The sequence below is a fragment of the Micromonospora sp. II genome (assembly GCF_001709195.1).
In the GTDB taxonomy this organism is placed as follows: domain Bacteria; phylum Actinomycetota; class Actinomycetes; order Mycobacteriales; family Micromonosporaceae; genus Micromonospora; species Micromonospora chalcea.
The window spans coordinates 1-23,343 of record NZ_LYXF01000003.1 but is presented as its reverse complement, the minus strand read 5'-3'; the positions used below and the strand labels follow the sequence as shown (position 1 = coordinate 23,343).

Annotated in this window: 25 protein-coding genes and 1 pseudogene; 18 read left to right on the top strand and 8 right to left on the bottom strand. The window is 71.6% G+C overall.

Features of this window, described 5'->3' with window-relative positions; translation table 11 throughout:
- Positions 1 to 62 precede the first annotated feature (62 nt).
- Positions 63 to 2,048 (top strand): serine/threonine-protein kinase, encoded by a 1,986-nt coding sequence (locus tag A8711_RS00145; RefSeq protein WP_069087142.1) that lies wholly within the window; start codon positions 63 to 65, stop codon positions 2,046 to 2,048.
- Between the two features lie 87 nt (positions 2,049 to 2,135).
- Entirely contained in the window at positions 2,136 to 2,342 is a 207-nt protein-coding gene (locus A8711_RS00140; RefSeq protein ID WP_043326669.1) for a hypothetical protein, read from the top strand.
- A 66-nt stretch (positions 2,343 to 2,408) separates the two neighbouring features.
- Here the strand turns inward: A8711_RS00140 and A8711_RS00135 are convergent, their stop codons facing one another.
- Positions 2,409 to 3,161 (bottom strand): GH25 family lysozyme, encoded by a 753-nt coding sequence (locus tag A8711_RS00135; RefSeq protein ID WP_069087141.1) that lies wholly within the window; start codon positions 3,159 to 3,161, stop codon positions 2,409 to 2,411.
- Between the two features lie 128 nt (positions 3,162 to 3,289).
- Positions 3,290 to 3,469: a hypothetical protein gene (locus tag A8711_RS31265; protein WP_233514584.1), complete on the bottom strand. Its 180-nt coding sequence runs from the start codon at positions 3,467 to 3,469 to the stop codon at positions 3,290 to 3,292.
- Positions 3,470 to 3,568: 99 nt separating this feature from the next.
- Between A8711_RS31265 and A8711_RS00130 the strand changes: the two genes are divergently transcribed.
- The 4 genes from A8711_RS00130 (at position 3,569) to A8711_RS00115 (ending at position 6,773) form a co-directional block, all read left to right on the top strand.
- Complete coding sequence (locus A8711_RS00130) at positions 3,569 to 4,312, top strand: M50 family metallopeptidase (RefSeq protein WP_069087140.1); 744 nt, start codon at positions 3,569 to 3,571, stop codon at positions 4,310 to 4,312.
- Between the two features lie 49 nt (positions 4,313 to 4,361).
- On the top strand, positions 4,362 to 5,345 hold the full coding sequence (locus A8711_RS00125; RefSeq protein ID WP_069087139.1) for a ketopantoate reductase family protein: 984 nt from the start codon (positions 4,362 to 4,364) through the stop codon (positions 5,343 to 5,345).
- 62 nt (positions 5,346 to 5,407) lie between these two features.
- Positions 5,408 to 5,908, top strand: a complete 501-nt coding sequence (locus A8711_RS00120; RefSeq protein WP_043326656.1) for a SigE family RNA polymerase sigma factor — start codon at positions 5,408 to 5,410, stop codon at positions 5,906 to 5,908.
- Positions 5,901 to 6,773, top strand: coding sequence for a hypothetical protein (locus tag A8711_RS00115; RefSeq protein ID WP_069087138.1), 873 nt, complete (start codon positions 5,901 to 5,903; stop codon positions 6,771 to 6,773). Before A8711_RS00120 ends, A8711_RS00115 begins: the two co-directional genes overlap by 8 nt.
- Positions 6,774 to 6,816: 43 nt before the next feature.
- Here A8711_RS00115 and A8711_RS00110 read toward each other — a convergent pair whose 3' ends face one another.
- Positions 6,817 to 8,400 (bottom strand): acyl-CoA carboxylase subunit beta, encoded by a 1,584-nt coding sequence (locus A8711_RS00110; protein ID WP_069087137.1) that lies wholly within the window; start codon positions 8,398 to 8,400, stop codon positions 6,817 to 6,819.
- A gap of 72 nt (positions 8,401 to 8,472) precedes the next feature.
- Between A8711_RS00110 and A8711_RS00105 the strand changes: the two genes are divergently transcribed.
- Both A8711_RS00105 and A8711_RS00100 read left to right on the top strand, forming a co-directional pair.
- Positions 8,473 to 9,345 (top strand): biotin--[acetyl-CoA-carboxylase] ligase, encoded by an 873-nt coding sequence (locus A8711_RS00105; protein ID WP_043330645.1) that lies wholly within the window; start codon positions 8,473 to 8,475, stop codon positions 9,343 to 9,345.
- A 111-nt stretch (positions 9,346 to 9,456) separates the two neighbouring features.
- Positions 9,457 to 10,026, top strand: coding sequence for a PH domain-containing protein (locus A8711_RS00100; protein WP_043326648.1), 570 nt, complete (start codon positions 9,457 to 9,459; stop codon positions 10,024 to 10,026).
- Positions 10,027 to 10,089: 63 nt separating this feature from the next.
- Here A8711_RS00100 and A8711_RS00095 read toward each other — a convergent pair whose 3' ends face one another.
- Entirely contained in the window at positions 10,090 to 10,782 is a 693-nt protein-coding gene (locus tag A8711_RS00095; RefSeq protein WP_043326646.1) for a GtrA family protein, read from the bottom strand.
- Positions 10,783 to 10,844: 62 nt separating this feature from the next.
- Positions 10,845 to 11,381, bottom strand: coding sequence for a GtrA family protein (locus tag A8711_RS00090; RefSeq protein WP_043330644.1), 537 nt, complete (start codon positions 11,379 to 11,381; stop codon positions 10,845 to 10,847).
- A 491-nt stretch (positions 11,382 to 11,872) separates the two neighbouring features.
- Between A8711_RS00090 and A8711_RS00085 the strand changes: the two genes are divergently transcribed.
- The 4 genes from A8711_RS00085 to A8711_RS00070 are packed head-to-tail and all read left to right on the top strand — an operon-like array spanning position 11,873 to position 16,599.
- Positions 11,873 to 13,714: a phosphoenolpyruvate carboxykinase (GTP) gene (locus A8711_RS00085; protein WP_043326644.1), complete on the top strand. Its 1,842-nt coding sequence runs from the start codon at positions 11,873 to 11,875 to the stop codon at positions 13,712 to 13,714.
- Positions 13,715 to 13,754: 40 nt separating this feature from the next.
- Complete coding sequence (locus A8711_RS00080) at positions 13,755 to 14,600, top strand: hypothetical protein (protein WP_069087136.1); 846 nt, start codon at positions 13,755 to 13,757, stop codon at positions 14,598 to 14,600.
- 36 nt (positions 14,601 to 14,636) lie between these two features.
- Positions 14,637 to 15,797, top strand: a complete 1,161-nt coding sequence (locus A8711_RS00075) for a geranylgeranyl reductase family protein (protein WP_069087135.1) — start codon at positions 14,637 to 14,639, stop codon at positions 15,795 to 15,797.
- Between the two features lie 31 nt (positions 15,798 to 15,828).
- A complete protein-coding gene (locus A8711_RS00070) occupies positions 15,829 to 16,599 on the top strand; it encodes an isoprenyl transferase (protein WP_043326637.1) in 771 nt (256 codons plus the stop codon).
- A gap of 100 nt (positions 16,600 to 16,699) precedes the next feature.
- Here A8711_RS00070 and otsB read toward each other — a convergent pair whose 3' ends face one another.
- From otsB to A8711_RS00055, 3 genes are all read right to left on the bottom strand, one after another.
- A complete protein-coding gene (gene otsB / locus A8711_RS00065) occupies positions 16,700 to 17,524 on the bottom strand; it encodes a trehalose-phosphatase (RefSeq protein ID WP_043326635.1) in 825 nt (274 codons plus the stop codon).
- A 69-nt stretch (positions 17,525 to 17,593) separates the two neighbouring features.
- Positions 17,594 to 17,947, bottom strand: a complete 354-nt coding sequence (locus A8711_RS00060) for a hypothetical protein (protein WP_013284062.1) — start codon at positions 17,945 to 17,947, stop codon at positions 17,594 to 17,596.
- A 163-nt stretch (positions 17,948 to 18,110) separates the two neighbouring features.
- Positions 18,111 to 18,551 carry a helix-turn-helix transcriptional regulator gene (locus A8711_RS00055; RefSeq protein ID WP_069087134.1) on the bottom strand — a complete coding sequence of 147 codons (441 nt, stop codon included), beginning with the start codon at positions 18,549 to 18,551 and terminating at the stop codon, positions 18,111 to 18,113.
- A 264-nt stretch (positions 18,552 to 18,815) separates the two neighbouring features.
- Between A8711_RS00055 and A8711_RS00050 the strand changes: the two genes are divergently transcribed.
- From A8711_RS00050 to A8711_RS31260, 6 genes and pseudogenes are all read left to right on the top strand, one after another.
- A complete protein-coding gene (locus A8711_RS00050) occupies positions 18,816 to 19,157 on the top strand; it encodes a hypothetical protein (protein ID WP_064447658.1) in 342 nt (113 codons plus the stop codon).
- Positions 19,154 to 19,579, top strand: coding sequence for a hypothetical protein (locus A8711_RS00045; RefSeq protein WP_064447659.1), 426 nt, complete (start codon positions 19,154 to 19,156; stop codon positions 19,577 to 19,579). The genes A8711_RS00050 and A8711_RS00045 overlap by 4 nt, the downstream gene beginning before the upstream one ends.
- A gap of 318 nt (positions 19,580 to 19,897) precedes the next feature.
- A complete protein-coding gene (locus tag A8711_RS00040; protein WP_069087133.1) occupies positions 19,898 to 21,307 on the top strand; it encodes a PhoH family protein in 1,410 nt (469 codons plus the stop codon).
- A 233-nt stretch (positions 21,308 to 21,540) separates the two neighbouring features.
- On the top strand, positions 21,541 to 22,224 hold the full coding sequence (locus tag A8711_RS00035; RefSeq protein WP_043326625.1) for a transglycosylase SLT domain-containing protein: 684 nt from the start codon (positions 21,541 to 21,543) through the stop codon (positions 22,222 to 22,224).
- Between the two features lie 103 nt (positions 22,225 to 22,327).
- Entirely contained in the window at positions 22,328 to 22,987 is a 660-nt protein-coding gene (locus A8711_RS00030; RefSeq protein ID WP_064447660.1) for a rhomboid family intramembrane serine protease, read from the top strand.
- 106 nt (positions 22,988 to 23,093) lie between these two features.
- Positions 23,094 to 23,246, top strand: a pseudogene (locus tag A8711_RS31260) (FAD-dependent oxidoreductase); the annotation flags it as partial.
- Positions 23,247 to 23,343 lie beyond the last annotated feature (97 nt).

Here is a 23,343-nt window from a genome sequence, read left to right as displayed (position 1 = left end):
CTTCGCCGTACAGTGGCGTGCCGACGGTGTAGGCGTCGCAGCGGCCGGGTACGGTTTCTGCGATGTCGAACGCGCTCCCCCAACTCGTCGCCGACCGGTACCGGCTTATCACGCCGCTCGGTCAGGGCGGCATGGGCCGCGTCTGGAAGGCGCGGGACGAGGTGCTGCACCGGGACGTGGCCATCAAGGAACTGGTCCCGCCGCCCGGCCTCACCCCGGAGGAGCGCCGCGAGATGCGCGAGCGCTCGCTGCGGGAGGCGCGGGCGATCGCCCGGCTCAACAACGTCAACGTGGTCCGCATCTTCGACGTGCTGCGCACCGACGGCGATCCGTGGATCGTCATGGAGTACGTGGCGTCGAAGTCGTTGCAGGACACCATCGCCGAGGACGGTCCGGTCTCGTCGGCCAAGGCGGTCGAGATCGGCCTCGGCGTGCTGAACGCGCTGAAGGCCGCGCACAAGGCGGGCATCATGCACCGCGACGTCAAGCCGGGCAACGTGCTGCTCGGCGAGGACGGCCGCGTGGTGCTCACCGACTTCGGCCTGGCCACGATCCCCGGCGACCCGAACGTGACGCGCACCGGCATGGTGCTCGGTTCGCCCGCGTACATCTCGCCGGAGCGGGCGCGGGACGGCACGGCCGGGCCGGAGGCCGACCTCTGGTCGCTCGGCGCCACGCTCTACGCGGCGGTCGAGGGCAAGTCGCCGTACGCGCGTCCGTCGGCGATCGCCACGCTGGCCGCGCTCGCCACCGAGCCGCTGCCGCCGCCGCGCAACGCCGGGCCGCTCAAGCCGGTGCTCCAGGGCCTGCTGCGCAAGGACCCGGACGAGCGGATCACCGCCGAGGTGGCGGAGCGCATGCTGCGCAAGGCCGCCGGTCGCCGGGCCAAGGGCATTTCACTGCTGGACGGCGTACGCCGGCCGGGGCCGAACGGTCCGCGCGTGCCGCGCCCGCCGCTGGTGCCGGCGCCGCGCCCGGCCGACCAGGCCGAGCGCGCGGCGACCTCGGTCTCCGGGGCCGCCACCGGGGGTACGGCCGCGGCCGTCGACCCGACGGCGAAGGTGGCGGCGCCCACCTCGGACGCCGGCCCGACGGCGAAGGTGGCTCCGCCGGCCGCCGATCCGACCACCAAGCTCGACCCGGCGCCCTCCACCGACGAGACCCGGGTGGACGACGAGGCCCCTGTCGACGGCGTCGACCCGGCGCTGGACGAGACGCGGCTCGACGGCGAGCCGGTCACCGACGCCCCGGCGCCGGTCAGCCCGGCCGTGACCGGCTCCGCACCGGTCAGCCCGGCTCCGGTGCAGGAGGCGCAGTCGACCGGCCGGGCCACGGTGCTGCCGGTCGAGAAGTCCGCGCCCAACCGGCGCAACCTGCTGATCGGCGCGCTGGTACTGCTGCTGCTGGTCGGTCTGGTGGTGGCCGTGCCGCTGCTGAACAACGGTGACGACGGCGACGGCGGTGAGCCGACGGCCGGCACCTCCGCGTCGGCGGCGCCGCCGCCCGCGGCGAGCGAGAGCGCGTCGCCGAGTGCCCCGGCGACCAGCGCGTCGGCCAGCCCCACGCCGTCGGCCAGCCCGTCGGCCTCGGGGTTCACGCTGCCGGCCGGCTGGCGCCTCTACACCGGCCCGAACGGCTTCAAGGTGCCGATCCCGAACGGTTTCGAGGCGCGGGTCCGCAGCGACAACGTCGTGCTCTACGAGGTCGGTGGCGCTCGGCGGGTGCTGTTCATCCAGTGGACGCCGAACCCGAAGAAGGACGCGTACGCGGACTGGAAGAGCCAGGAGTCGAGCCGGCGCAACTTCGTGCGCAACTACAAACTGGTCGGCATCACCAAGTGCGACCCCTACTTCCGCACCTGCGCCGACTGGGACTGGCTGGAGACGCGCAACGGCGACACCCGCTTCCACGTCCGCAACCGTGGTGTGGCGACCGCCAGCAACCGGGGCTTCGCGCTGCGCTGGGAGGTCCCGGCGAAGGACTGGGACGCCAACCTGGCGAACTGGGAGATCATCACCAAGGGCTTCGTGCCGGACCGTCAGAACTGACCGGGAATCCCGCCGGTCACGAAACTCGCTCGCATGGCTTTCCGTCCTCGGGGGTATGAATCCTCCGACGACGGAAGGAGGTGCGACATGGGTTACCGACGCAGGGACACCGGCCCGCGGCTGGCACTGTGGATGCTCGTTGCGCTCGGCGACGTCGTGCTGCTCCTGATCGCCGCCGGCCTGTCCGCGCCGGTCGCGGTCCTCGGTGTGCTGACCCTCACGATCGCGGGTGTGGCGGCGTGGCGCTGGATGCGCCGGACGCCCGTGCCGGCCTCCGCGCGCCGCAGAGCCTGAGCCACGTACGACGCGACAGTGGGACCGCCTCGCACGGAGGCGGTCCCACTGTCGTAAGCCGGTGGATCAGGTGTTGTTGGCCAGGGCGATCAGCCGGCTGCGGTCGCCGTTCCAGTAGTTGCGGTCCACGTTGCCGCTGATCCCGGAGACGGAGCCGGTGCTCGTGTACTGCCAGAAGCTGTAGAACGGAGCGCCGGCCGGCAGGGTGCCGGGCGAGCTGGCCCAGCGGGCGATCCACAGCGGGTGGTTGGCCCACGGGCCGCTCCAGCTGCCGGTGCACTGGTTCCACCAGCTCGTCGTGGTGTAGATGACCGCGTACCGGCCGGTGCGGGAGCGGTAGGTGTTGAGGAAGTCCTGGACCCAGTTGCGCATGCCGGTGGTGCTCAGGCCGTAGCAGTAGCCGCCGCTGTACGGGTTGCCCTCCAGGTCCAGCGCGGCGGGCAGCGTACGGCTGTCGGCCGACCAGGCGCCGCCGTTGCTGGSCAGGTAGTTGGCCTGGGTGGAACCGGCGGAGATGTTCGGCCGGGCGAAGTGGTACGCCCCGCGGATCACCCCGGCGTTGTACGCGTTGACGTAGTTCGCGTTGAAGTTCGGGTCCTTGTAGCTCGTGCCCTCGGTGGCCTTGATGAAGGCGAACTGGATGCCCGCGTTGCGCACGCTGGTCCAGTTGATGCTGCCCTGGTAACGGGAGACGTCGATCCCGGGCGTGGTCGCGGCGGCGGCCGGTCCGGCGGTCGCCACGAGGGCCACGGCCGCGGTGGCGGCGGCGGCCAGGCCGGCAGCGAGGAGCCGGCGTACGGAGAGTCTGGTACGGGCCATGGTTGCCTCCAGAGGAACGTCCGTTTATTGACGCCCATCTTTGGAGCTTAGTGCCCTAGATCGCAATAGGGAGCAAGGAAATTTTCATCGACGCCCATCGTTCGCCCAGGTGGCGCGTCGTTTGCGGATCAACGGAGCGCGCTCGGGTCCATCGCCCAGCGGAACGGCTCGGTGACACTGAGCGTCTCACCCGCCTTGGCCACCGCGTCCTCGACGTAGTGCGCGCCGTCGAGCCGGTGCAGCCGCAGCGAGTGGCTGTCGCCGTCCTGCTCGTGCGAGCTGTAGGGCTCCAAGGGAGCTGCGCTCACCGACCTCACCTCCGCTCCGGCGCCTCGTCCGATCAGTCTCACACTCTATGAGACTCGGCCGGTCGAACGACACGGCTCGGGCCGGTAGGCTCCCCGCCCATGCCCCTGATCGACGGCCTCACCACGCTCTGGGACACGCTGACGAGCGCCCAGCCGGACCCGCCGCCGCTGCTGGTGGTGCTCACCGCCGTGGTCGCGCTCGCCGTGGTCGCCACCCGGCTGCCGTGGCGGATCGCCCGGAACGCGGTCACCATCGCGCACGAGGGCGGCCACGCGCTCGTCGCGCTGCTCACCGGCCGCCGGCTGCACGGCATCCGGCTGCACTCGGACACCTCCGGGCTGACGCTCTCCGCCGGCCGCCCCACCGGGCCGGGGATGATCCTCACGCTGCTCGCCGGGTACGTCGCGCCGTCGCTGCTCGGCCTCGGCGGCGCGTGGCTGCTGGCCGGGAACCGGATCACGCTGTTGCTGTGGCTGGCGGTGGCGCTGCTGCTCGCCATGCTGGTGATGATCCGCAACCTGTTCGGCGTGCTCTCGCTGCTTGTCACCGGCGGGGTGGTGCTCGCCGTCTCCTGGTACACCTCGCCCGAGGTGCAGGCCGCGTTCGCCTGGACGTCGGTCTGGTTCCTGCTGCTCGGCGGCGTACGACCGGTGTTCGAGCTGCACCGGCAACGCGCCCGGGGCCGGATGCCGCAGTCCGACGCCGACCAGCTCGCCCGGCTCACGCCGTTCCCGGCGCTGTTCTGGGTGGGCGTGTTCCTGCTGGTGAGCGTGGGCGCGCTGGTGGTCGGCGCGCTGCTGCTGGCCGGTCCGATCCTGGCCGACGCGGGGCTCACCGCCTGACAAGCGGCGTATCCGGCGGGCGAGGCCACATAGGGGCAGAATCGGACCCGTGCGATACGTGATCATCGGAGCGGGCGCGGTCGGCGGCACCATCGGCGTACTCCTGGCCGACGCCGGCCACCACGTGACGCTCGTGGCCCGCGGCGCGCATCTGGACGCGCTGCGGGAGCGGGGTCTGACGCTGCGCACGCCCGAGCGGGAGGTCACCGGCCGGCTGCCGGCGGTGGCCGGGCCGGACGGCCCGCCCCTGCCGGCCGACACCGTGCTGGTGCTCACCGTGAAGTCGCAGGACACCGTGGCGGCGCTGACGGCGTGGGCGGACGCGCCGGTCGAGGGCGGCGGAACGGCGGGCGAACGGCTGCCGGTCGTGCTGGCCCAGAACGGCGTGGCGAACGAGCCGGCCGCGCTGCGGCGCTTCGCCCGCGTACACCCGGTGTGCGTGTGGCTGCCCGCCACCCACCTGGAACCGGGCCTGGTGGTCGCCAACGGGCATCCGCACCCGGGCATGCTGCACATCGGCCGCTACCCGAGCGGCGCCGACGACACCAGCCGGGCGGTCGCCGCCGACCTGACCTCCGCCGGGTTCGTCGCGCCGGTGCGCGACGACGTGATGCGCTGGAAGTACGGCAAGCTGCTCGCCAACCTCGGCAACGGCCTCCAGGCGCTGCTCGGCCGGGACGTGCCCGAGGCCCTGTCGAAGCGGGTACGCGCCGAGGGTGAGGCGGCGCTCGCCGCCGCCGGCATCGCGCACACCACAGTCGAGGAGGAGGCCGCCGAGCGCGGTGACCTGGTGTCGCACCGGCCCGTCGGCGGCGAGGAGCGCTCCGGCGGTTCCACCTGGCAGAGCCTGGCCCGGGGCGCGGGCTCGGTCGAGACCGACCACCTCAACGGCGAGATCGTGCTGCTCGGGCGCCTGCACGGCGTACCCACCCCGGCCAACGCGGCGGTGCAGACCGCCGTCCGCCGGGCCGTCCGCGACCGGATCCCGGCCGGCGGCTTCCCGCTCGGCGAACTCGAGAAAATGATCGGCTGAGCGGGCAACCGCACCAGGCACGCCAGGCGTGTCCCCTGCGACCGTCACTCGGGAGGTAGCAGGTGCCGGACGTCGACGGATTCGACGAGTTCTACCGGGGCAGCCGACAGCGGCTGCTCGGCTTCGTCTACGTGCTCACCGGCGACCTCGCCGAGGCGCAGGACGCCGTGCAGGAGGCGTACATCCGGGCCTGGCAGCGGTGGTCCACAGTGCGCGGATACGACGACCCGGAGGCATGGGTGCGGGTGGTGGCGAGCCGGATCGCGGTGAGCCGCTGGCGCAGCCTGCGCAGCCGGGCGCGTGCCTATCTGCGCCATGGCGCCGAGGAGAGCATGCCGGCGCCGAGCACCGACACGGTCGAGGTGGTGGCCGCGTTGCGGCGGCTGCCCGAGGAACAACGCGTCGCTCTCGCGCTGTACTACCTGCTCGGCATGCCGGTCGCCGAGGTGGCCCGGGAGACCGAGGCCCCGGTCGGCACCGTCAAGGCCCGGCTGTCCCGGGGCCGAGCCGCCCTGGCCGAACTGCTCGCGGTAGTGGATCTGGAGGAGCCCGCCGATGCGTGACGACGACCTGGCGTTCATCGACGTGATGCAGCGGGACCTGCGCAACGTCCGCTGGGCGGAACCGGCCGAGCTGCGGGCACGTGCCCGGCGCCGCAGCCGCCGCACGGTGGCCGCCGCGGCGGTGGCGGTGCTCGCACTCACCTCCGGGGCCGCGTTCGTGGCCTCCGGGCGTGCCGCCTCACCAGCGCGGGCCCCGGTCGCCGCCAATCCGTCGGCGACACCGTGGAGCGCCACGGAGGTGCCCGCCGAGGCGCTGCTGCAACCGTCCGACGTGCGGCCGGCCGGCACCACGCCGTGGAACGACTCCGGCCTCGACGAGGAGATCCAGCTGGACAAGATGCTGGAGGTCTGCCGGCAGGAGCAGGGCCTGCGGACGGAGTGGGTGAAGTCCCGCTACTCGCGGTCGGTGACCCTCCTGCGGAAGCGGCCGGGCGCCGGTGACCAGTCGGCCCCGCAGGCGGTGGTCCTGCAGGATGTGCACCGGCTGGCGCCGCAGGACGGCGAGCGGCTCTTCGACGAGCTGCCCGCGCTGCTCGCGCCCTGCCGCACGTGGCGGTTCACCGGCCCGGTGGAGTTGAAGGGCAAGCGGGTCCAGGCGGAGGTCGTCCACTCCTGGCAGACGGTCGACAGCGGCTTCGCCGGCGACGAGTCGGTGCTCGTGCGGCACGCCGTCGGGCAGGGCCGGCGGCTGGACACCGGGGCGCGGCTCGGTGACGGGACCCCGCCGAAGGAGCAGGTGGTGGTGCGGGTCGGTGACCTCGTCACGGTGCTGAGCACCGGACCGGGCGGCGACGAGGTGACACTGCGGGACCTGGCCCGGGTCGCGGCCGAGCGGCTGTGCCGCGCCACGAACCCGGGCTGCTGACGCCGGTGCCCCCGCCACCGAGGCGGCGGGGGCACCCGACGTACTACAGCGGGATGTTGCCGTGCTTCTTCGGCGGCAGCGTCTCGCGCTTGGTCCGCAGCACCCGCAGCGCCCGCACGATCTGGGTACGCGTCTCGTGCGGCGGGATCACGCCGTCCACGTAGCCGCGCTCGGCGGCGATGTACGGGTTGGCGAGCGTGTCCTCGTACTCGGCGATCTTCTCGGCCCGGACCGCGGCCGGGTCCTCGGCGTTCGCCAGCTCCGAGCGGTAGAGGATGTTCACCGCGCCCTGCGCGCCCATCACCGCGATCTGCGCGGTCGGCCAGGCGAAGTTCAGGTCGGCGCCGAGGTGCTTGGAGCCCATCACGTCGTACGCGCCGCCGTACGCCTTGCGGGTGATGACTGTGACCTTCGGGACGGTGGCCTCGGCGTACGCGTAGATGAGCTTCGCGCCGCGCCGGATGATGCCGTCCCACTCCTGGCCGGTGCCGGGCAGGAAGCCGGGCACGTCCACGAAGGTGAGCACCGGGATGTTGAACGCGTCGCAGGTGCGTACGAACCGGGCCGCCTTCTCCGACGCGGCGATGTCGAGCGTGCCGGCGAACTGCATCGGCTGGTTCGCCACCACGCCCACCGGGCGCCCCTCGACGCGACCGAAACCGACCACCATGTTCTGCGCGTACAGCGGCTGCACCTCGAGGAACTCGCCGTCGTCGAGCACGTGCTCGATGACCCGGTGCATGTCGTACGGCTGGTTGGCCGAGTCCGGGATCAGCGTGTCCAGCTCCCGGTCCTCATCCGTGACGTCGAGGATCGCGGGCGCGTCGAACACCGGCGGCTCGTCCAGGTTGTTCGACGGCAGGTACGACAGCAGCGCCTTGACGTACTCGATCGCGTCCTCCTCGTCGGTGCCGAGGTAGTGCGCGTTGCCGCTGCGGGTGTTGTGGGTACGGGCGCCGCCCAGCTCCTCCATGCCGACGTCCTCGCCGGTGACCGTCTTGATCACGTCGGGGCCGGTGATGAACATGTGCGAGGTCTGGTCGACCATGACGGTGAAGTCGGTGACCGCCGGGGAGTAGACGGCGCCGCCCGCGCACGGGCCCATGATCAGCGAGATCTGCGGGATGACGCCGCTGGCCCGCACGTTGCGGAAGAAGATCTCGCCGTAGAGCCCGAGGGACGTGACGCCCTCCTGGATCCGCGCGCCGCCGGAGTCGTTGATGCCGACGACCGGGCAGCCGATCTTCATCGCGAGGTCCATCAGCTTGACGATCTTCTCGCCGAAGACCTCGCCGAGGGAGCCGCCGAAGACGGTGAAGTCCTGCGAGAAGACGCAGACCTGCCGGCCGTCCACGGTGCCGTAGCCGGTCACCACGCCGTCCCCGTACGGGCGGGTCTTCTCCAGCCCGAAGTTGGTCGAGCGGTGCCGGGCGAACTCGTCCAGCTCGACGAACGATCCCTCGTCGAGGAGCATCTCGATCCGCTCGCGGGCGGTCTTCTTGCCCCGCGCGTGCTGCTTCTCGACCGCGCGTGCCGACCCGGCGTGCACCGCCTCGTCGAGCCGTCGCTCCAGGTCCGCCAGCTTGCCGGCGGTCGTGTGGATGTTGAACCCGGTCTCGGTAGTCACCCGTGGAATATAACGATGGTTCAGGTGTCTGAGGCTGTGCAGTACGCCTCATCCGGGCCGTAGGCTGGCGTGATGCCCGGCTCGCCGTACACGGATCTGGACCGACCGCCGCTCTCCGCGGCCCGGCTGCGGCGCGCGCTGGTCGCGCCGAACGGGCCCTGGCGACGCTTGGAGTTGCTGGCCGAGACCGGCTCGACGAACGCCGACACGGTGGCCGCGGCGCGGGGCGGCGAGCCGGAGGGTCTGGTGGTGGTCGCCGAGCGGCAGACCTCCGGCCGGGGCCGTCGGGGCCGTGTCTGGCAGTCGCCGCCGCGCGCCGGTCTCGCCACGAGCGTGCTGCTGCGGCCCGGCGAGGCGGTCCCCGAGCGCGGCTGGGCGCCGGTGCCGGTCACCGGGTACGGGTGGCTGCCGCTGCTCGCCGGTGTCGCGCTGGTCGAGGCGGTACGCCTGCTGGCCGAGCTGGACGCGCGGCTGAAGTGGCCCAACGACCTGCTGGTGGACGGCGCGAAGTGCGCCGGCGTGCTGGCCGAGGCGGTGCCGGGGGAGAACGACAGGCCGCCCGCGATCGTGGTCGGTGTGGGGCTGAACGTGACGCTGCGCGCCGACGAGCTGCCGGAGAACCCGACCGGGCTGCCCGCCACCTCGCTCCAGCTCGCCGGCGCCACCGCCACCGACCGGGACCCGCTGCTGCGGGCGCTGCTGCGCTCGCTCGCCGACTGGTACGAGCGCTGGCGTGACGCCGGAGGCGATGCGGAGGCCAGTGGGCTGCGCGAGGCGTACCTGGCCGGGTGCGCCACCATCGGTCGCCAGGTGCGGGTGTTGCTGCCCGACGGCAGCGAGGCGCACGGCACCGCGACCGGGGTGGACGCCGACGGGCAGCTCCTGGTGGAGACGAATGCCGAGACGCTGCGGCTGGCCGCGGGAGACGTGCTGCACCTGCGGTGAAAGGAAGGGCCCCCTCTTAACAACCACGGGCAGCCGCCCGCGCGGCCGATGCCGACGGGATGCGCCGACCGGTTACGGTCAGCGCGTCCTGTTCTGCGAGGAGGTTCCCCCGTGGCGTTCCCCGAAGACGTGCTCACCGAGGACGAGCACGTCGTGTTGCACCTGCACCCGCACTGGAAGGCCCTGATCCGGCCGGTCCTGGTGCTCGTGCTCGCCGTCGCGGCGGTCGTCGCCGGTTGGATTCTGCTGCCCGACGGCAGCGGCGGCACCATCGCGCTCTACGCCCTCGCGGTGGTCGCCCTGGCGCTGGTGCTGTGGCTGGCTCTGTGGCCGTTCCTGGTCTGGCGCACCACGCACTACCTGTTCACAAACGAACGCGTGCTGCTCCAGCAGGGGGTGCTGTCGCGCAACCGGCGGGACCTGCCGTTGACCCGGATCAACGACCACGCCATGAACCAGCGCTTCGTGGAGCGGCTGCTCGGCTGCGGCACGCTGACCATCGAGTCGGCGGGTGAGCGCGGCCAGTCGGTGCTGCACGACGTGCCGGGCGTGGACCGGGTGCAGACGAAGCTGTACGAGCTGGTCGAGGCGCACCACGACAAGCACAGCCTGGGCGACGACGAGATGCGCGAGATCCTCGCCGACATGGCCGAGGGCAAGTCCCTGCGCGACCAGCCCTGACCGCGCCGCCGACCGAAGAGGGCCGGCACCCCCGGAAGCGGAGGTGCCGGCCCTCTTCGTCGGTCAGCGGCGCGCGCGGCGGGGCTGGAGTTCGGCGGCGAATTCGGCGTCCAGGTCGGCGCCGAGCGCGCCGCCGAGCCCGGCGTCAGCAGGTGCCGGACGGCCCCGGGGTGGCGCGTAGTCGGGTCGCCCGGCGCCCGGGGGAGGTTCCTCCTCCTCCAGCTCGCTCACCGACTCGGCCAGCTCGGCCACCGGGTCCATCTCGGCGACGTTGTCCCACTCGTCACGCGGCACCGAGTGCCAGGTCTCCTCGGCGTGCTTGGGCACCGGCTGGAAGACGAACGTGCGGTAGGACCAGAAGCGGAACAGCGTCGCCAGCAGGACACCGATGGTCTTGGCGACGTTCAGCGCCAGCAGTCCGTGTACGCCGAGGCCGTACTTGGCCAGGGCCAGGACGCCGAGTTCGATGACCAGGCCGGCGCCGTTGAAAAGGAAGAACAGGACGTATTCCCGCCGGAGTGCCGATTTCGGCCGATCCCGGTACGTCCAGTGACGATTCATCAGATACGACGTGATCGTGGCGACAATCGTCGCGATCACAGTCGCTTTCAGCTGACCGTCGCGGAAAACCGTGAGTGCCAGGGCATTGAACACCGCGTAATTGATGACGGTGTTGATGCCGCCGACGATGCCGAATTTGAGCGCCTCGTGGATGAACTTCTGCCAGCGCTCGGGCAGCAGACGGACTCCAGGCATGCGGAACACCTTAGGCAGTGGGCTGGGCCGGCTCGGCCCGGCGGGTCGGGATGGGCGGTTCGTCACGCCCCGGACTCTCGGTCGTGGCTCGTTGCCGGAACGGGTGGTGTTCCCGCGTCGACGAAGACGAACCGTCGGTACGACCAGAACCGGAAGAGCGTCCCGAGGCCGGTGCCGACGATGAAGCTGGCGATGTTGTCGGCCAGTGGGGTCTGGAACACCGCCGGCCAGACCGCGCCCAGCCCGTAGTGGCTGACCGCGAGACTTGCCACCGCGATACCGAGGCCGACCGCGTTGAAGAAGAAGAACAGCGCGTACTCCCGGGCCGGGTTGGAGCGCTGCCGGTGCCGCCAGGTCCAGAACCGGTTGCCGAGGAAGGCGACGGTCGCCGCGATCACCGTGGAGATGGTCTTCGCGGCGAGCGGCGGCATGTCCCGGCCGCTGGACAGGAAGTTGAAGAGGACGAAGTCGACCACGAAGGCGAAGCCGCCGACGGTGGCGAACTTGCTCAACTCGTGGATCAGGTGACCGAAACGGTCGAGTAGTGCTCCGATCGGACCCCGACGGGTCTGCGGAGCCCCCGGTTGGTCCCCGGTCATCGTCGCGGCCACCCGCCGAGAGTACCGGTTGTGGGGTACACGGGCGGACCGCAACGGCGAGTCGGCCACGACGGCTTCGTCGTGGCCCTCGCGGCCGGGCCGCCCGGGTCGGGGATCTGTCGCCCGTTCTCGATGTCCGTGAGCAGAGGGTAACCCGCTGTGTGAATCTGTGGAGCCCATCACGGAATCGTCTTTCACGACATGTTCGTACGCTTCCCCGCGATCGGGCGTCGCGGTCACTCCGGGGACGGAGCGGGCCGTCGAAGGTTCACCGCAGGATTTGCGTGAAACTGCGCGCGAAAGCGGGTATCAGATCGTGAAGCCGCAGCGTGGCCGTACCTTGTGCAGTTCTTCACAACCAGTCCCACTGACTGGCGAGGCAGTCCGGTTTACGCTGAGCCCAATCCCAGGTTTCCACGAGGCGGCGTACTTGCCCGCCAGAACTCGTGCACCCCATAGATCGGTCAGCGTCGACCACAAGGAGAAGTGACATGGTTGCTCCGGCTGCTGTTCGGGGTATCGATCAGGCCCCGACGTCCCACCCCAAGCTGCTGGCCTGGGTACGTGAGGTCGCGGAACTGACCACCCCCGACCGCGTGGTCTGGGTGGACGGGTCTGATGAGGAGTGGCGCCGCCTCACCGACGAGCTCGTCTCAAACGGCACCCTCATCCGGCTGAATCCCGAGAAGAAGCCCAACTCGTTCTACGCGCGTACCGACCCCACGGACGTCGCCCGGGTGGAGGAGCGCACCTTCATCTGCTCCGTCGACGAGGCGGACGCCGGCCCCACCAACAACTGGATGGCGCCGGCCGAGATGAAGCGGACGATGACGGAGCTGTACCGCGGCAGCATGCGCGGGCGCACCATGTACGTCATCCCGTTCTGCATGGGTCCGATCGAGGCCGAGAACCCCATGTTCGGCGTGGAGATCACCGACAGCCCGTACGTGGTCGCCTCCATGCGGATCATGACCCGGATGGGGTCGGCGATCCTGGAGGCGATGGGCGACGACGCCGACTTCGTGCACGCGCTGCACTCGATCGGCGCGCCGCTGGCCCCGGGTCAGCAGGACGTGGCCTGGCCGTGCAACGAGACGAAGTACATCTCGCACTTCCCGGAGACCCGGGAGATCTGGTCCTTCGGCTCCGGCTACGGCGGCAACTCGCTGCTGGGCAAGAAGTGCTACTCGCTGCGTATCGCCAGCGTGATGGGGCGCGACGAGGGCTGGCTGGCCGAGCACATGCTGATCCTCAAGATCACCTCGCCGGAGGGCAAGGTCTACCACATCGCCGGCGCCTTCCCGTCCGCCTGTGGCAAGACCAACCTCGCCATGCTGGAGCCGACCATCCCGGGCTGGAAGGTCGAGACCATCGGCGACGACATCGCCTGGATGCGGTTCGGCCAGGACGGCCGCCTCTACGCGATCAACCCGGAGTACGGCCTGTTCGGTGTCGCCCCTGGCACCGACTGGAAGACCAACGCCAACGCCATGCGGACGCTGGACCGCGGCAACTCCATCTTCACCAACGTGGCGCTGACCGACGACGGCGACATCTGGTGGGAGGGCATGGGTGAGCCGCCGGCGCACCTGATCGACTGGAAGGGCAACGACTGGACGCCGGAGAGCGAGAACCTCTCCTCGCACGCGAACAGCCGATTCTGCACCCCGATCACCCAGTGCCCGATCCTGGCCGACGACTACTACGACCCGAACGGCGTGCCGATCGACGCGATCCTGTTCGGCGGCCGTCGGCGGGACACCATCCCGCTGGTCACCGAGGCCCGCGACTGGGTGCACGGCGTCTACATGGGCGCCACGCTCTCCTCGGAGACCACCGCCGCCGCCTCCGGCGCGGTCGGCGTGGTGCGTCGTGACCCGATGGCCATGCTGCCGTTCATCGGCTACAACGCCGGCGACTACTTCCGGCACTGGATCGAGATGGGCAAGGGCGCGGACGGCGACGAGGCCAAGCTGCCCAAGATCTACTACGTCAACTGGTTCCGCAAGGACGCCGAGGGCAACTTCCTCTGGCCGGGCTTCGGCGAGAACTCCCGCGTGCTCAAGTGGGTCATCGAGCGGTTGGAGGGCCGGGCCGAGGCGGTGGAGACGCCGATCGGCATGGTCCCGGCGCAGGACGCGCTCGACGTCGAGGGTCTGGACATGACCCCGGAGGACGTCCGGATCGCGCTGAAGGTCGACGCGGACGAGTGGCGCGACGAGCTGCCGCTGGTCACCGAGTGGTTCGAGAAGTTCGGGGACAAGCTCCCCGGCGTGCTCTGGGCCGAGCTGGACGCGCTGCGCGCCCGCCTCGACGCGGAGCCGCAGAAGTAACAGGTGTGCCTGTTGCCCGCGCCGGGCAACATCGGATGCCATGGGGACGGCCGCTGAACCTGTCGAGGTCCGGCGGCCGTCCGCCGTCCGGGCGCTGACCACGCTGCTCGCCGTGACCGCGGCGGCCACCGTCGTGGTCGAGCTGCTCAACTACTGGTACGCCCCGGAGCAGGAGTTCGGTCTGGCCGTACGCACCGGCTGGGCGATGCTCCGATCGCTCGGCTTCCTGCTGCTGATCGGGCAGGTGAACAAGGGCCGGGTGGGCGCCCGGCCGTTCGGGCTGATCCTGGCGGTGACCACGATCTTCGCGGTCGGGCGGCTGATCGTGCCCCGGCAGGGGGTGCCCGCGCTGCCCGGCCTGATCGGGTTCGCCGTGCTCACCGCGCTCTGCGTCGCCGTGGTGCTGCTGCTCTACCGTTCCGAGGCGATCCGCGCCTACCTGGTCCGGCACCGCAAGGGCCTGGTCGTCGAGGGCGGGACGATCGCCTGGCGGGAGATGACGCCGAAGCGTCCGCAGGCGAACGGCTGGCTGCTCACCGCCCGGGTCGCGGCGTTCACCTACAGCCCGCTGATGCTGGTGCCGGCGCTGGTGGCGACCGGCGCCGTGCTGGACGGGCGGCTCGCCGCCGTACCGGCATTGATCTTCTGGTTCGGCGCCGGCATCGCGGTCAGCTACGCCGTCCTGTTCTGCACCGCGTTCCTGCTGCGCGACAAGGCGTGGGCGCGGAAGGGCCTGGTGGCCGTCACCCTCGGCGTCCTCGCGATCGACCTGCCCCTGTGCTGGTGGCTGCTCGGCGCTGATGGCCTGATCCGCGACGGCGCCCCGCTGGTCACGGCGGCAGCCCTCTGCGTCTGGTCGCTGTACCGGGCCACCCGGTCCCGTTGATGCCCGGGGTGGGGGCCGGCAGGGGAGGATGAGGGGGTGTGGGACGTCGTGGTGGTGGGGGCGGGGCCGGCGGGAGCGGCCGCCGCGCTCGGCGCACGACGGGCCGGGGCGGCGCGGGTGCTGCTGCTGGACCGGTCCGACTTCCCCCGCGACAAGGCGTGCGGGGACGGCATCGCCGCGCACGCGCTGGACGTCCTCGACGAGCTGGGCGTGACCGGGGCCGTCGACGGCTACCCGCCCCTGCCCGCGCTGCGCCTGGTAGCACCCGGTGGCGGCACCGTCGCCCGGACGCTGCCCCGGCCCGCGTACACGGTGCCCCGCCAGGTGTTCGACGCACGCCTGGTGGCGGCGGCGGTGGCGGCCGGCGCCGAGTTGCGGCGGCACACCGTACGCCGGGTGGAGATCGCTCCCGACCGGGTGGTGCTCGACGGTGAGCTGTCCGCGCGGGCGCTGGTCGGCGCGGACGGCGCCGGTTCGGTGGTCCGGCGCGCGCTCGGGCACCCGGTCAACCCGGACCGGCACCTGGCGCTCGCCATCCGGGGCTACGCGCCGGCCCCGCCGGGGCCGCCCGAACAGCTCATCGTCACCTCGGCGGCGCGCTGGCCCGCGTACGCCTGGGTCTTTCCGATCGGTGACGGTCGCGCGAACGTCGGGTACGGGGAGGTGCTGCGCGGCGAGCCGCTCAGCCGCGCGCACCTGCTGGACCGGATGGCCGCGCTGCTCCCCGGCGTCGACCCGGCCACGGTGACCGGCCTGCGCGCGCACCACCTGCCGCTGTCCACCCACCGGCCGGCGCCCGGGCGGGGCCGGGTGGTGCTGGCCGGGGACGCGCTGTCGCTGATCAACCCGTTCACCGGCGAGGGCATCTTCTACGCGCTGCGCTCGGGGGCGCTGGCCGGCGCGGCGGCGGCCGGCAGTCCGGCCGAGGCCGCCCGGGGGTACGCCGCCGCGCTGGGCGCCCGGCTCGGCACCCACCTGCGGCACAGCTCGGCGGCGGCCTGGCTGGCGCGTCGGCGCTGGGTGGTCGACGCGGTGGTCGGCGCGGCCGGGCGCGACGAGCGGGTCTACCGCACCGTGGTGGAGCTGGGGCTCGGCGACGGGCGGCTGGACGCCCGCACGCTCGCGGCAATCGCCGCTGACGTGCCGCGACCGCGCCGGACCGGCTCGCCGTCGGCTGATACGCCACCGAGACACTGATCTTTCTCACGGGTCGCTACCCTGCAAGGTGATGACTCTGCGGAAACTCCTCTACTCCGTGTACGAGCGCCGGCTGACGGCGAAGCTCGCGGGCAAGCCCGTACCCGCGCATGTCGGCGTGATGTGCGACGGCAACCGCAGATGGGCCCGGGAGATGGGCTTCGTCGACCCGAACGACGGCCACCGGATGGGCGCCGAGCGGATCAAGGAGCTGCTCCGCTGGTGCGACGCGGCCGGTGTCGGGCACGTCACGCTGTGGCTGCTCTCCACCGACAACCTCTCCCGCCCGGCCGCCGAGCTGGACCCACTGCTCCAGATCATCGAGGACCTCACCACCGAGCTGGCCGAGGAGGGCAACCCCTGGCGGCTGCGGATGGTCGGCGCGCTCGACGTGTTGCCGGCGCAGCACGCCGCCGCGCTCAAGGCCGCCGAGGAACGCACCCGGGACCGCGACGGCGGGGCTCAGGTCAACATCGCGGTCGGGTACGGCGGGCGGCGCGAGATCGCCGACGCGGTCCGCTCGCTGCTGGCGGAGCACGCCGCGAACGGCGGCACGCTCGAGGAGCTGGCCACCTCGCTCGACGTCGACCACATCTCCGAGCACCTCTACACCAAGGGGCTGCCGGACCCGGATCTGATCATCCGGACCAGTGGCGAGCAGCGACTCTCCGGTTTCATGCTCTGGCAGAGCGCGCACTCGGAGTTCTACTTCTGCGAGCTGAACTGGCCCGACTTCCGCAAGGTCGACTTCCTGCGTGCCCTGCGCTCCTACGCCACCCGCCAGCGCCGATTCGGCACCTGACCGCCGCCTCCCCGTCGATCTTGCACTTCCGGCCCCGCGTGCGCGGCTTTCGTCCCCGTTTGTCGGGGCGGCAAGTGCAAGATCGACGCGGAAAAGCGGGTCAGGTCAGGTGGCGCAGGGCGTCGGTGAGGAACTCGGCCAGGGCGGCGGGGGAGTCCAGGGTCAGGTCGGCGGCGTCGGCCACCTCGTGCCCGGTCTCCGGGTTGGCCACGGCGACGCAGACCCCGAGGAAGCCGGGGTCGGCGGCGGCGCGGGCGCGCAGCGCGGCGAACGCCTTGATGTCGGAGACGTCGTCACCGAAGTACCAGGCGCCGCCGGCGTCCCGGACCGTCTCGCCGATCACCATGCCCTTGTCCCGGTCGACGGGGGGCTTGAGTTCCAGCACCATCCGGCCCGGCTGGGCGCGCAGGCCAAGCCGCTCGGCCTGGGCGCGGCCCCACTCCTGCACCAGCTCACCGAGCTGCGGGGCGGTACGCCAGTGCAGCGCGACGGAGAGCCGCTTGTACTCGACCAGCGCGCCCGGCGGCAGCTCGGCGCGGGCCTGCTCGGCCAGCTCGGACATGGTGGGCACCCACGGCAGAGCGGCCGGCTCGGTGACCGTCTCACCGCCGGAGTGGCTGTGCTCCAGGCCGTACAGCCCGTACAGGTCGATTCCGGCGAGGCCGCCGAGGTGGTCGCGGAGGAAGTCCACCGGCCGGGCGGAGACGATGGCGATCCGCCGCACGTGCGGGGCGAGCGCCTCCAGCGCGGTGAGCACGTTGGGCGCGGGCCGGACGGCCGTGGGGTCGTCGTCGACCGGCGCCAACGTGCCGTCGAAGTCGAAGAAGAGAACGACGTCCCGTGCGCGATCGGCGGTCGCACGCCAGGCGTGCTCCGCGTTCAACGGGGTCTTCGGCTGCTGGTTGCCCAGATTCAACGGCGGCACGCGCGTCAGCGTACCCCGCGCCGGGCGGCGTATTCGTGGCCGAGATGTGACGTGGGAACGTCGTGGGGATCAGCGTTCGGCGGCTCCCCGTCCCCGGCGCCCGAACGGCACCACTGCCGCCTCCTGCCCGTGGCTGAGCAGGTAGCCCTCCACGAAGCCGGTGTTGCGGTCGCCGGTGTGCGCCTCGATCTCGTTCAGCCGCGCCACCAGGAACTCGGTGAGCGCGCTGACCCGGTCGTTGAGACGATCGTGCAGCTCGGCGACGACGGCGAGGATCACCGCGGTGCCGGCCGTGGTGAGCGCGAAGAGGTTGACGACCAGGGGAAGCTGCCCGCCGTCCAGTACGCCGACCACCACGTTGCCGGTCACGCACGATGTCAGCGACACCACCGCGACCACGACTGCCAACCATTTCAGGGTCATGGACAGACCCCTCCTTCTGTCCCGCAGGGCTGGGTTCGGCTGTGTCCCGTCCCCCCGCCGATGACGAGCCCCTAGCAGTACAAACGTGGACGCTAGCGGGTCCGATCCGTCCCCGAGGCGAAACGATCGGGTCTGACCTTCCGTTCTTTCGCCATCTGAGGAACTACCCGGCCTGTTTCCCCCTATTTCGGACACCGCCCGGCAGTGTCGGGCGATATGCGAGGTAACGAATGGTTTCTCGAATGTGGAACTTCTCCGCGTCCGACACGGTCGGGTCGACCAGCCGGCGCAGCAGCGCCTCCACGTCCGGGTCCATCGGAGGTGGGATGGGCGTGGCCCGTGGGCCGGCGGCGCGGTCCCAGCCGAGCGCGGTGAAGGCGGCGGCCGGATCGAGCCCGAGGCCCTCGCAGAAGGCGACCACCCGCTCGGCCTCCGGGTCGCTGGCCCAGTCGCCGCGGACCCAGCGGTTGATGGTCTGGCGGGAGACGCCTGTGCGCCGGGAGACCTCGGTGCCGCTCCAGGCCCGCAGCGCTCGCGCGTCGTCGAGCGCACGTCGGACGAAGGTGGCGAAGGCGATCTTCCGCGCGTTGGCCGTCTCGGTCACCCCGTGACGGTACGGCCAGTCGGTCCCGTCGGGCGGTCTCGGCACGCTGCTGTCACGCTGACGTGACGGTGATCGCGGTTTTCCGGTAAACGATCCAGTGCTGCTCCTGAGGGGTGTCACCTGGGCAGAATAGATGGACACGAGTACGGCGGCAAAGGTCTGAAAAGCTGATACTGTCACGCTCATGAGACAACTTACGGTGTGTCACGTGCTTGAGACGACGAGTGCTCACATGCGTCACTCCGCGGGTGCCGAGGGGGTCTCGTGACCGAGCTCGCGACCCGTGCCCAGGCCTTCGGGCTGATCGCGGACGGCGTGTCCGCAGGGCTGAGCGCCCCCTGGCGTCTCTATCTCGCCCGCGGGTGCCGGTATCTCTCGCTCAGCGTCGGCGACCGGGGGGAGTGGGACGCCTGGCGTACCCACCTCGGCTGCCCCGAGCTGAGCGTGCGGGTCTACGACTCCGGCGGCGAGATCCGCCGGGCGTCGGTGGCCGAGGTGATCCTCGACGGCTGCCGGATCAGCGTCGAGCTGGTCGAGGAGGTCAGCACCGACGACCTGGAACGCCTGCTGGTGGTCGACCCACTCCCCGGGACGGACGAGCGATGACCCCTTTTCTCGCCGTGGTGCTCGTCCTGGTGCTCGGCTCCACCTGCTACGCGGCCGGTCGCCTGCACGGGCAGCTGAGCTACCGCATCGGCTACCGGTTCGGCTACCGGCAGGGCTACTTCGACGGTGACCGGGGCGCCTGGAACCGCCGCCGTCGAGATGCCCAGGCCGCGATCGCCTCGGCGCTGTCCGCCCCCGGCGCGACAGTGGTGACGTCGGCCGGGCGCTCGGCTGTGCCGTTCGCCGGCACCGCCGTACCGGCCGCTGTCGCCGTGCGGTCCGGCTCCGCCCCGGCCGTCCGGGTCACCGCCACCGCCCAGCTCGGCGCGGTGGGGCGGGCGGGCACCACGTACACCGGATCGTCGTTCGGCGCGGCCGGCGCCGGGCCGAGGGCCGGCACGCTGGCGCGGCGGCCGGGCTGAGGCCCGCACCGCGACGCGGTGCCGCCCGTGGGCGACCGGCCGGGATGCGCGCAGGGGGCATGCATCCCGGCCGGTTCCGGTCCGCCCGTCACCCGAACAGGTGTACGTCCGGCGACTGGCACGCGATGATCCACGCGCACCTCTAGCCCCGCGGCCCCGCGGCGATTAGCGTCTAGGCATGGCGCGGGGTTTTCCCGGGCCAGCCGGACAGCCCGGACCTGCGTCCTCGCACACGGGGCCCGCATCCGACCCCGTGTCCTCCGGGCACCGGAAGAGGCGGAACTCGGGTGGCCGGGTGCCCATCCGCGGAGCAGGCCTGTGACCACTCGCCGTACCCCCGCCGGAGCCGAGCAGCAGACCCCGGCCTCGACCGCCCAGACCCGCCGGACCACCCGCAGCCGCCGCAGCGCCGCTGTCGAGGCCGAGGAGCCCCGACCAGCCGGCCCGGCCTTCGTCCTGGACACCTCGGTCCTCCTCTCCGACCCGGCGGCGTTCCACCGCTTCGCCGAGCACGAGGTGGTGCTGCCGCTGGTGGTCATCTCCGAACTGGAGGGCAAGCGGCACCACCCCGAGCTGGGCTGGTTCGCCCGTCAGTCGCTGCGCATGCTCGACGAGCTGCGGGTACGGCACGGCCGGCTGGACCGGCCGGTGCCCGCCAATGAGCAGGGCGGCACGCTGCGGGTGGAGCTGAACCACACCGACGACGGGGTGCTGCCGCCCGGCTTCCGCAACGAGTCGAACGACGCGCGCATCCTGTCCGTGGCGCTGAACCTGGCCGCCGAGGGGCGTGAGGTCACGCTCGTCAGCAAGGACATGCCGCTGCGGGTGAAGGCGGCCTCGGTCGGCCTGCGCGCCGACGAGTACCGCCACGGCCAGGCCAGCGATCCGACCTGGACCGGCATGGCCGACCTGGACCTGTCCGAGGAGGAGATCGGCCGGCTGTACGCGGGCGAGACGCTCGACGTCGACGCCGCGGCGGGCCTGCCCTGCCACACCGGTCTGGTGCTGCACTCGGGGCGCGGCTCGGCGCTGGGCCGGGTGCTGCCGGACAAGACGGTCCGGCTGGTCCGGGGCGACCGGGAGGCGTTCGGCGTGCACGGCCGCTCGGCGGAGCAGCGGGTCGCGCTCGACCTGCTGCTGGACGAGTCGATCGGCATCGTCTCGCTCGGTGGCCGGGCCGGCACCGGCAAGTCCGCGCTGGCGCTCTGCGCCGGCCTGGAGGCGGTGATGGAGCGGCGCCGGCACAAGAAGGTGATCGTGTTCCGTCCGCTGTACGCGGTCGGCGGCCAGGAACTCGGCTACCTGCCCGGGTCGGAGTCGGAGAAGATGTCGCCGTGGGCGCAGGCCGTCTTCGACACGCTCAGCTCGGTGGTGCACGAGAACGTGCTGGAGGAGGTCACCTCGCGCGGGCTGCTGGAGGTGCTGCCGCTGACCCACATCCGCGGYCGGAGCCTGCACGACGCGTTCGTCATCGTCGACGAGGCGCAGTCGCTGGAGCGGGGCGTCCTGCTCACCGTGCTGTCCCGGATCGGTCAGGGGTCGCGGGTGGTGCTCACCCACGACGTGGCGCAGCGGGACAATCTGCGGGTCGGCCGGCACGACGGGGTGACGGCGGTGATCGAGGCGCTGAAGGGGCATCCCCTCTTCGCGCACGTCACGCTCAGCCGATCGGAGCGTTCTCCGATCGCCGCTATGGTCACCGATCTACTGGAGGACATCCCCGGCTGACCGCCGCTTTTGCCCTAATTTGTCCTGATTCTTAGGGTGACGCAGATCACTTTTAGGCCCGGCCATTTCCCACCGGCCTCACTGTGCGCAATGGTGTCCATCGAGCGTCACCGACCACTCGGGAGCCATGTACGCCCCGCAGTCACACCGGTACCGGAGCGCTCGCGGCACCTCGGCGCGGCCCGGTAGGCCACGCGCGTGCCGCGTCCCTGCCCCCGACGAAGGGAAACTTCGTGAGTCGGCTGTGGAGCCGGTTCGGCGCCCGCACCGCCGCTGTGGCACTGCTCTCCGTGGGCGTGGCCGGCGGCTTCTATCTGGGCGAGGATCGCCAGACCCAGCAGCAGGGCCTGACCGCGCAGGTCGGCCTGGAGGTCGACCAGGCGGAGTACGCGTACCAGCGCGAACGGCTGTCCGACCACCGCGTGGACTCGTCCCGGCAGCGTGCCGCCGAGTACCAGGCGAAGCTGCGTGCCGCCGCGGCGGCGAAGGAGGCCGCCGAGCGGGCCAAGAAGGCCGAGGCGGCCGCCGCCACCCGCAAGAAGGAACGGGAGGCGGCGGAGAGCGAGACGAAGATCAAGCCGTACGACGGYCCGATCCCGTCCTCGTGCGCGGAGTACAGCGGCAACCGGAAGATCGGTTGCGCCGTCATGCTCGACAAGGGCTTCGGCATCGACCAGTTCCCGTGTCTGGACAAGCTCTGGACCAAGGAGAGCGGCTGGAACCCGAAGGCGTCCAACAGCTCCTCCGGGGCCTACGGCATCCCGCAGGCCGTGCCGGGCAGCAAGATGGCCTCGGTCGCGGACGACTGGAAGACGAACCCGGCGACCCAGATCACGTGGGGTCTCGGCTACATCAAGGGCCGGTACGACACCCCGTGCGGCGCCTGGCAGAAGTCGCAGAGTTCAGGCTGGTACTGACGTCGTGACGACGGCGGGACACCCGGGCGGAACCGGGTGCCCCGCCGTCGTCGTACCCGGCCCCGACTGGCGGCCCGCCACTTTTACTGATAGCTCTTGGTAGGTGACCTGGCCTGACAGCCCACGCGGCGGCGACCCTCACCGGTTCGGCACCGATGCGTTCTACGCGGCGCTCGGCCGGGCCTTCGTCGCCATGTGCGCGGTCGTGCCGGTGCTGTTCCTCATCGAGGCGCTCGACGTCGGCCTGCGACTCGGCCTCGACTACACCGCCGGCATCATCCCGCAGCGGATCCAGGGCCTGGACGGTGTCTTCTTCTCGCCGTTCCTGCACGCCGGCTGGAACCACCTCTACAGCAACAGCATCCCGCTGATCCTGCTGGGCACGTTCGTGCTCGCCGCGGGCACCCGCCGGTTCCTCTGGTCCACCGCCGTCATCATCCTGGTCAGCGGCCTGGGCGTCTGGTTCACCGGCTCACCCAACTCGGTGGTGGTCGGTGCCAGCGGCGTCATCTTCGGCTACCTCGGCATCCTGCTCACCCGGGGCGTCGTCGAGCGGAGCTGGTGGAACTTCGCCGTCGGCCTGCTCGTCGGGTTGCTCTACGGCTGGCAGCTGCTCGGCATCCTCCCCACCGACGAGCGCGTCTCCTGGCAGGGCCACCTGTTCGGGCTGCTCGGCGGCGTCGTGGCGGCGATCCTGTTCCGCCGCCGCAGGGACACCGGCGACGCCGACCACCTCGGCTCACCGAGGATGACGCTGCCCTGACGGCGCGTTGATCAGACCCCGGGACATGCTTGCCCGCGGCCACCCGCCCGCCTACCGTTTCGGCATCAGCGAGGGTTGATCCCGAAGCGGAAAGTGACGGTGAGCCATGCGCGAGGTCGATGTCGCCGTGATCGGGGCCGGTCCCGCCGGGCTCTTCGCCGCCTACTACGCCGGATTCCGCGGGCTCTCCGTGTCGGTCATCGACGCGCTGCCCGAGCCGGGCGGTCAGATCACCGCCATGTACCCGGAGAAGCTGATCCTTGAGTTCCCCCCGCTTTGATGGAGCGGTGGTTACCTGCTGCCGGCTGGCGCAGGGGTGGCGATAGGTGGCTCGGCTGGTTGCGGCTGGCGGGTGT

Bases quoted from the DNA above. Each gene is read 5' to 3' on its own strand.
- A8711_RS00145 (WP_069087142.1), top strand. From the start codon at position 63: ATGTCGAACGCGCTCCCCCAACTCGTCGCCGACCGGTACCGGCTTATC.
- A8711_RS00140 (WP_043326669.1), top strand. From the start codon at position 2,136: ATGGGTTACCGACGCAGGGACACCGGCCCGCGGCTGGCACTGTGGATG.
- A8711_RS00130 (WP_069087140.1), top strand. From the start codon at position 3,569: ATGCCCCTGATCGACGGCCTCACCACGCTCTGGGACACGCTGACGAGC.
- A8711_RS00115 (WP_069087138.1), top strand. From the start codon at position 5,901: ATGCGTGACGACGACCTGGCGTTCATCGACGTGATGCAGCGGGACCTG.
- A8711_RS00105 (WP_043330645.1), top strand. From the start codon at position 8,473: ATGCCCGGCTCGCCGTACACGGATCTGGACCGACCGCCGCTCTCCGCG.
- A8711_RS00095 (WP_043326646.1), bottom strand. From the start codon at position 10,782: ATGCCTGGAGTCCGTCTGCTGCCCGAGCGCTGGCAGAAGTTCATCCAC.
- A8711_RS00090 (WP_043330644.1), bottom strand. From the start codon at position 11,381: ATGACCGGGGACCAACCGGGGGCTCCGCAGACCCGTCGGGGTCCGATC.
- A8711_RS00085 (WP_043326644.1), top strand. From the start codon at position 11,873: ATGGTTGCTCCGGCTGCTGTTCGGGGTATCGATCAGGCCCCGACGTCC.
- A8711_RS00080 (WP_069087136.1), top strand. From the start codon at position 13,755: ATGGGGACGGCCGCTGAACCTGTCGAGGTCCGGCGGCCGTCCGCCGTC.
- A8711_RS00070 (WP_043326637.1), top strand. From the start codon at position 15,829: ATGACTCTGCGGAAACTCCTCTACTCCGTGTACGAGCGCCGGCTGACG.
- A8711_RS00060 (WP_013284062.1), bottom strand. From the start codon at position 17,947: ATGACCCTGAAATGGTTGGCAGTCGTGGTCGCGGTGGTGTCGCTGACA.
- A8711_RS00045 (WP_064447659.1), top strand. From the start codon at position 19,154: ATGACCCCTTTTCTCGCCGTGGTGCTCGTCCTGGTGCTCGGCTCCACC.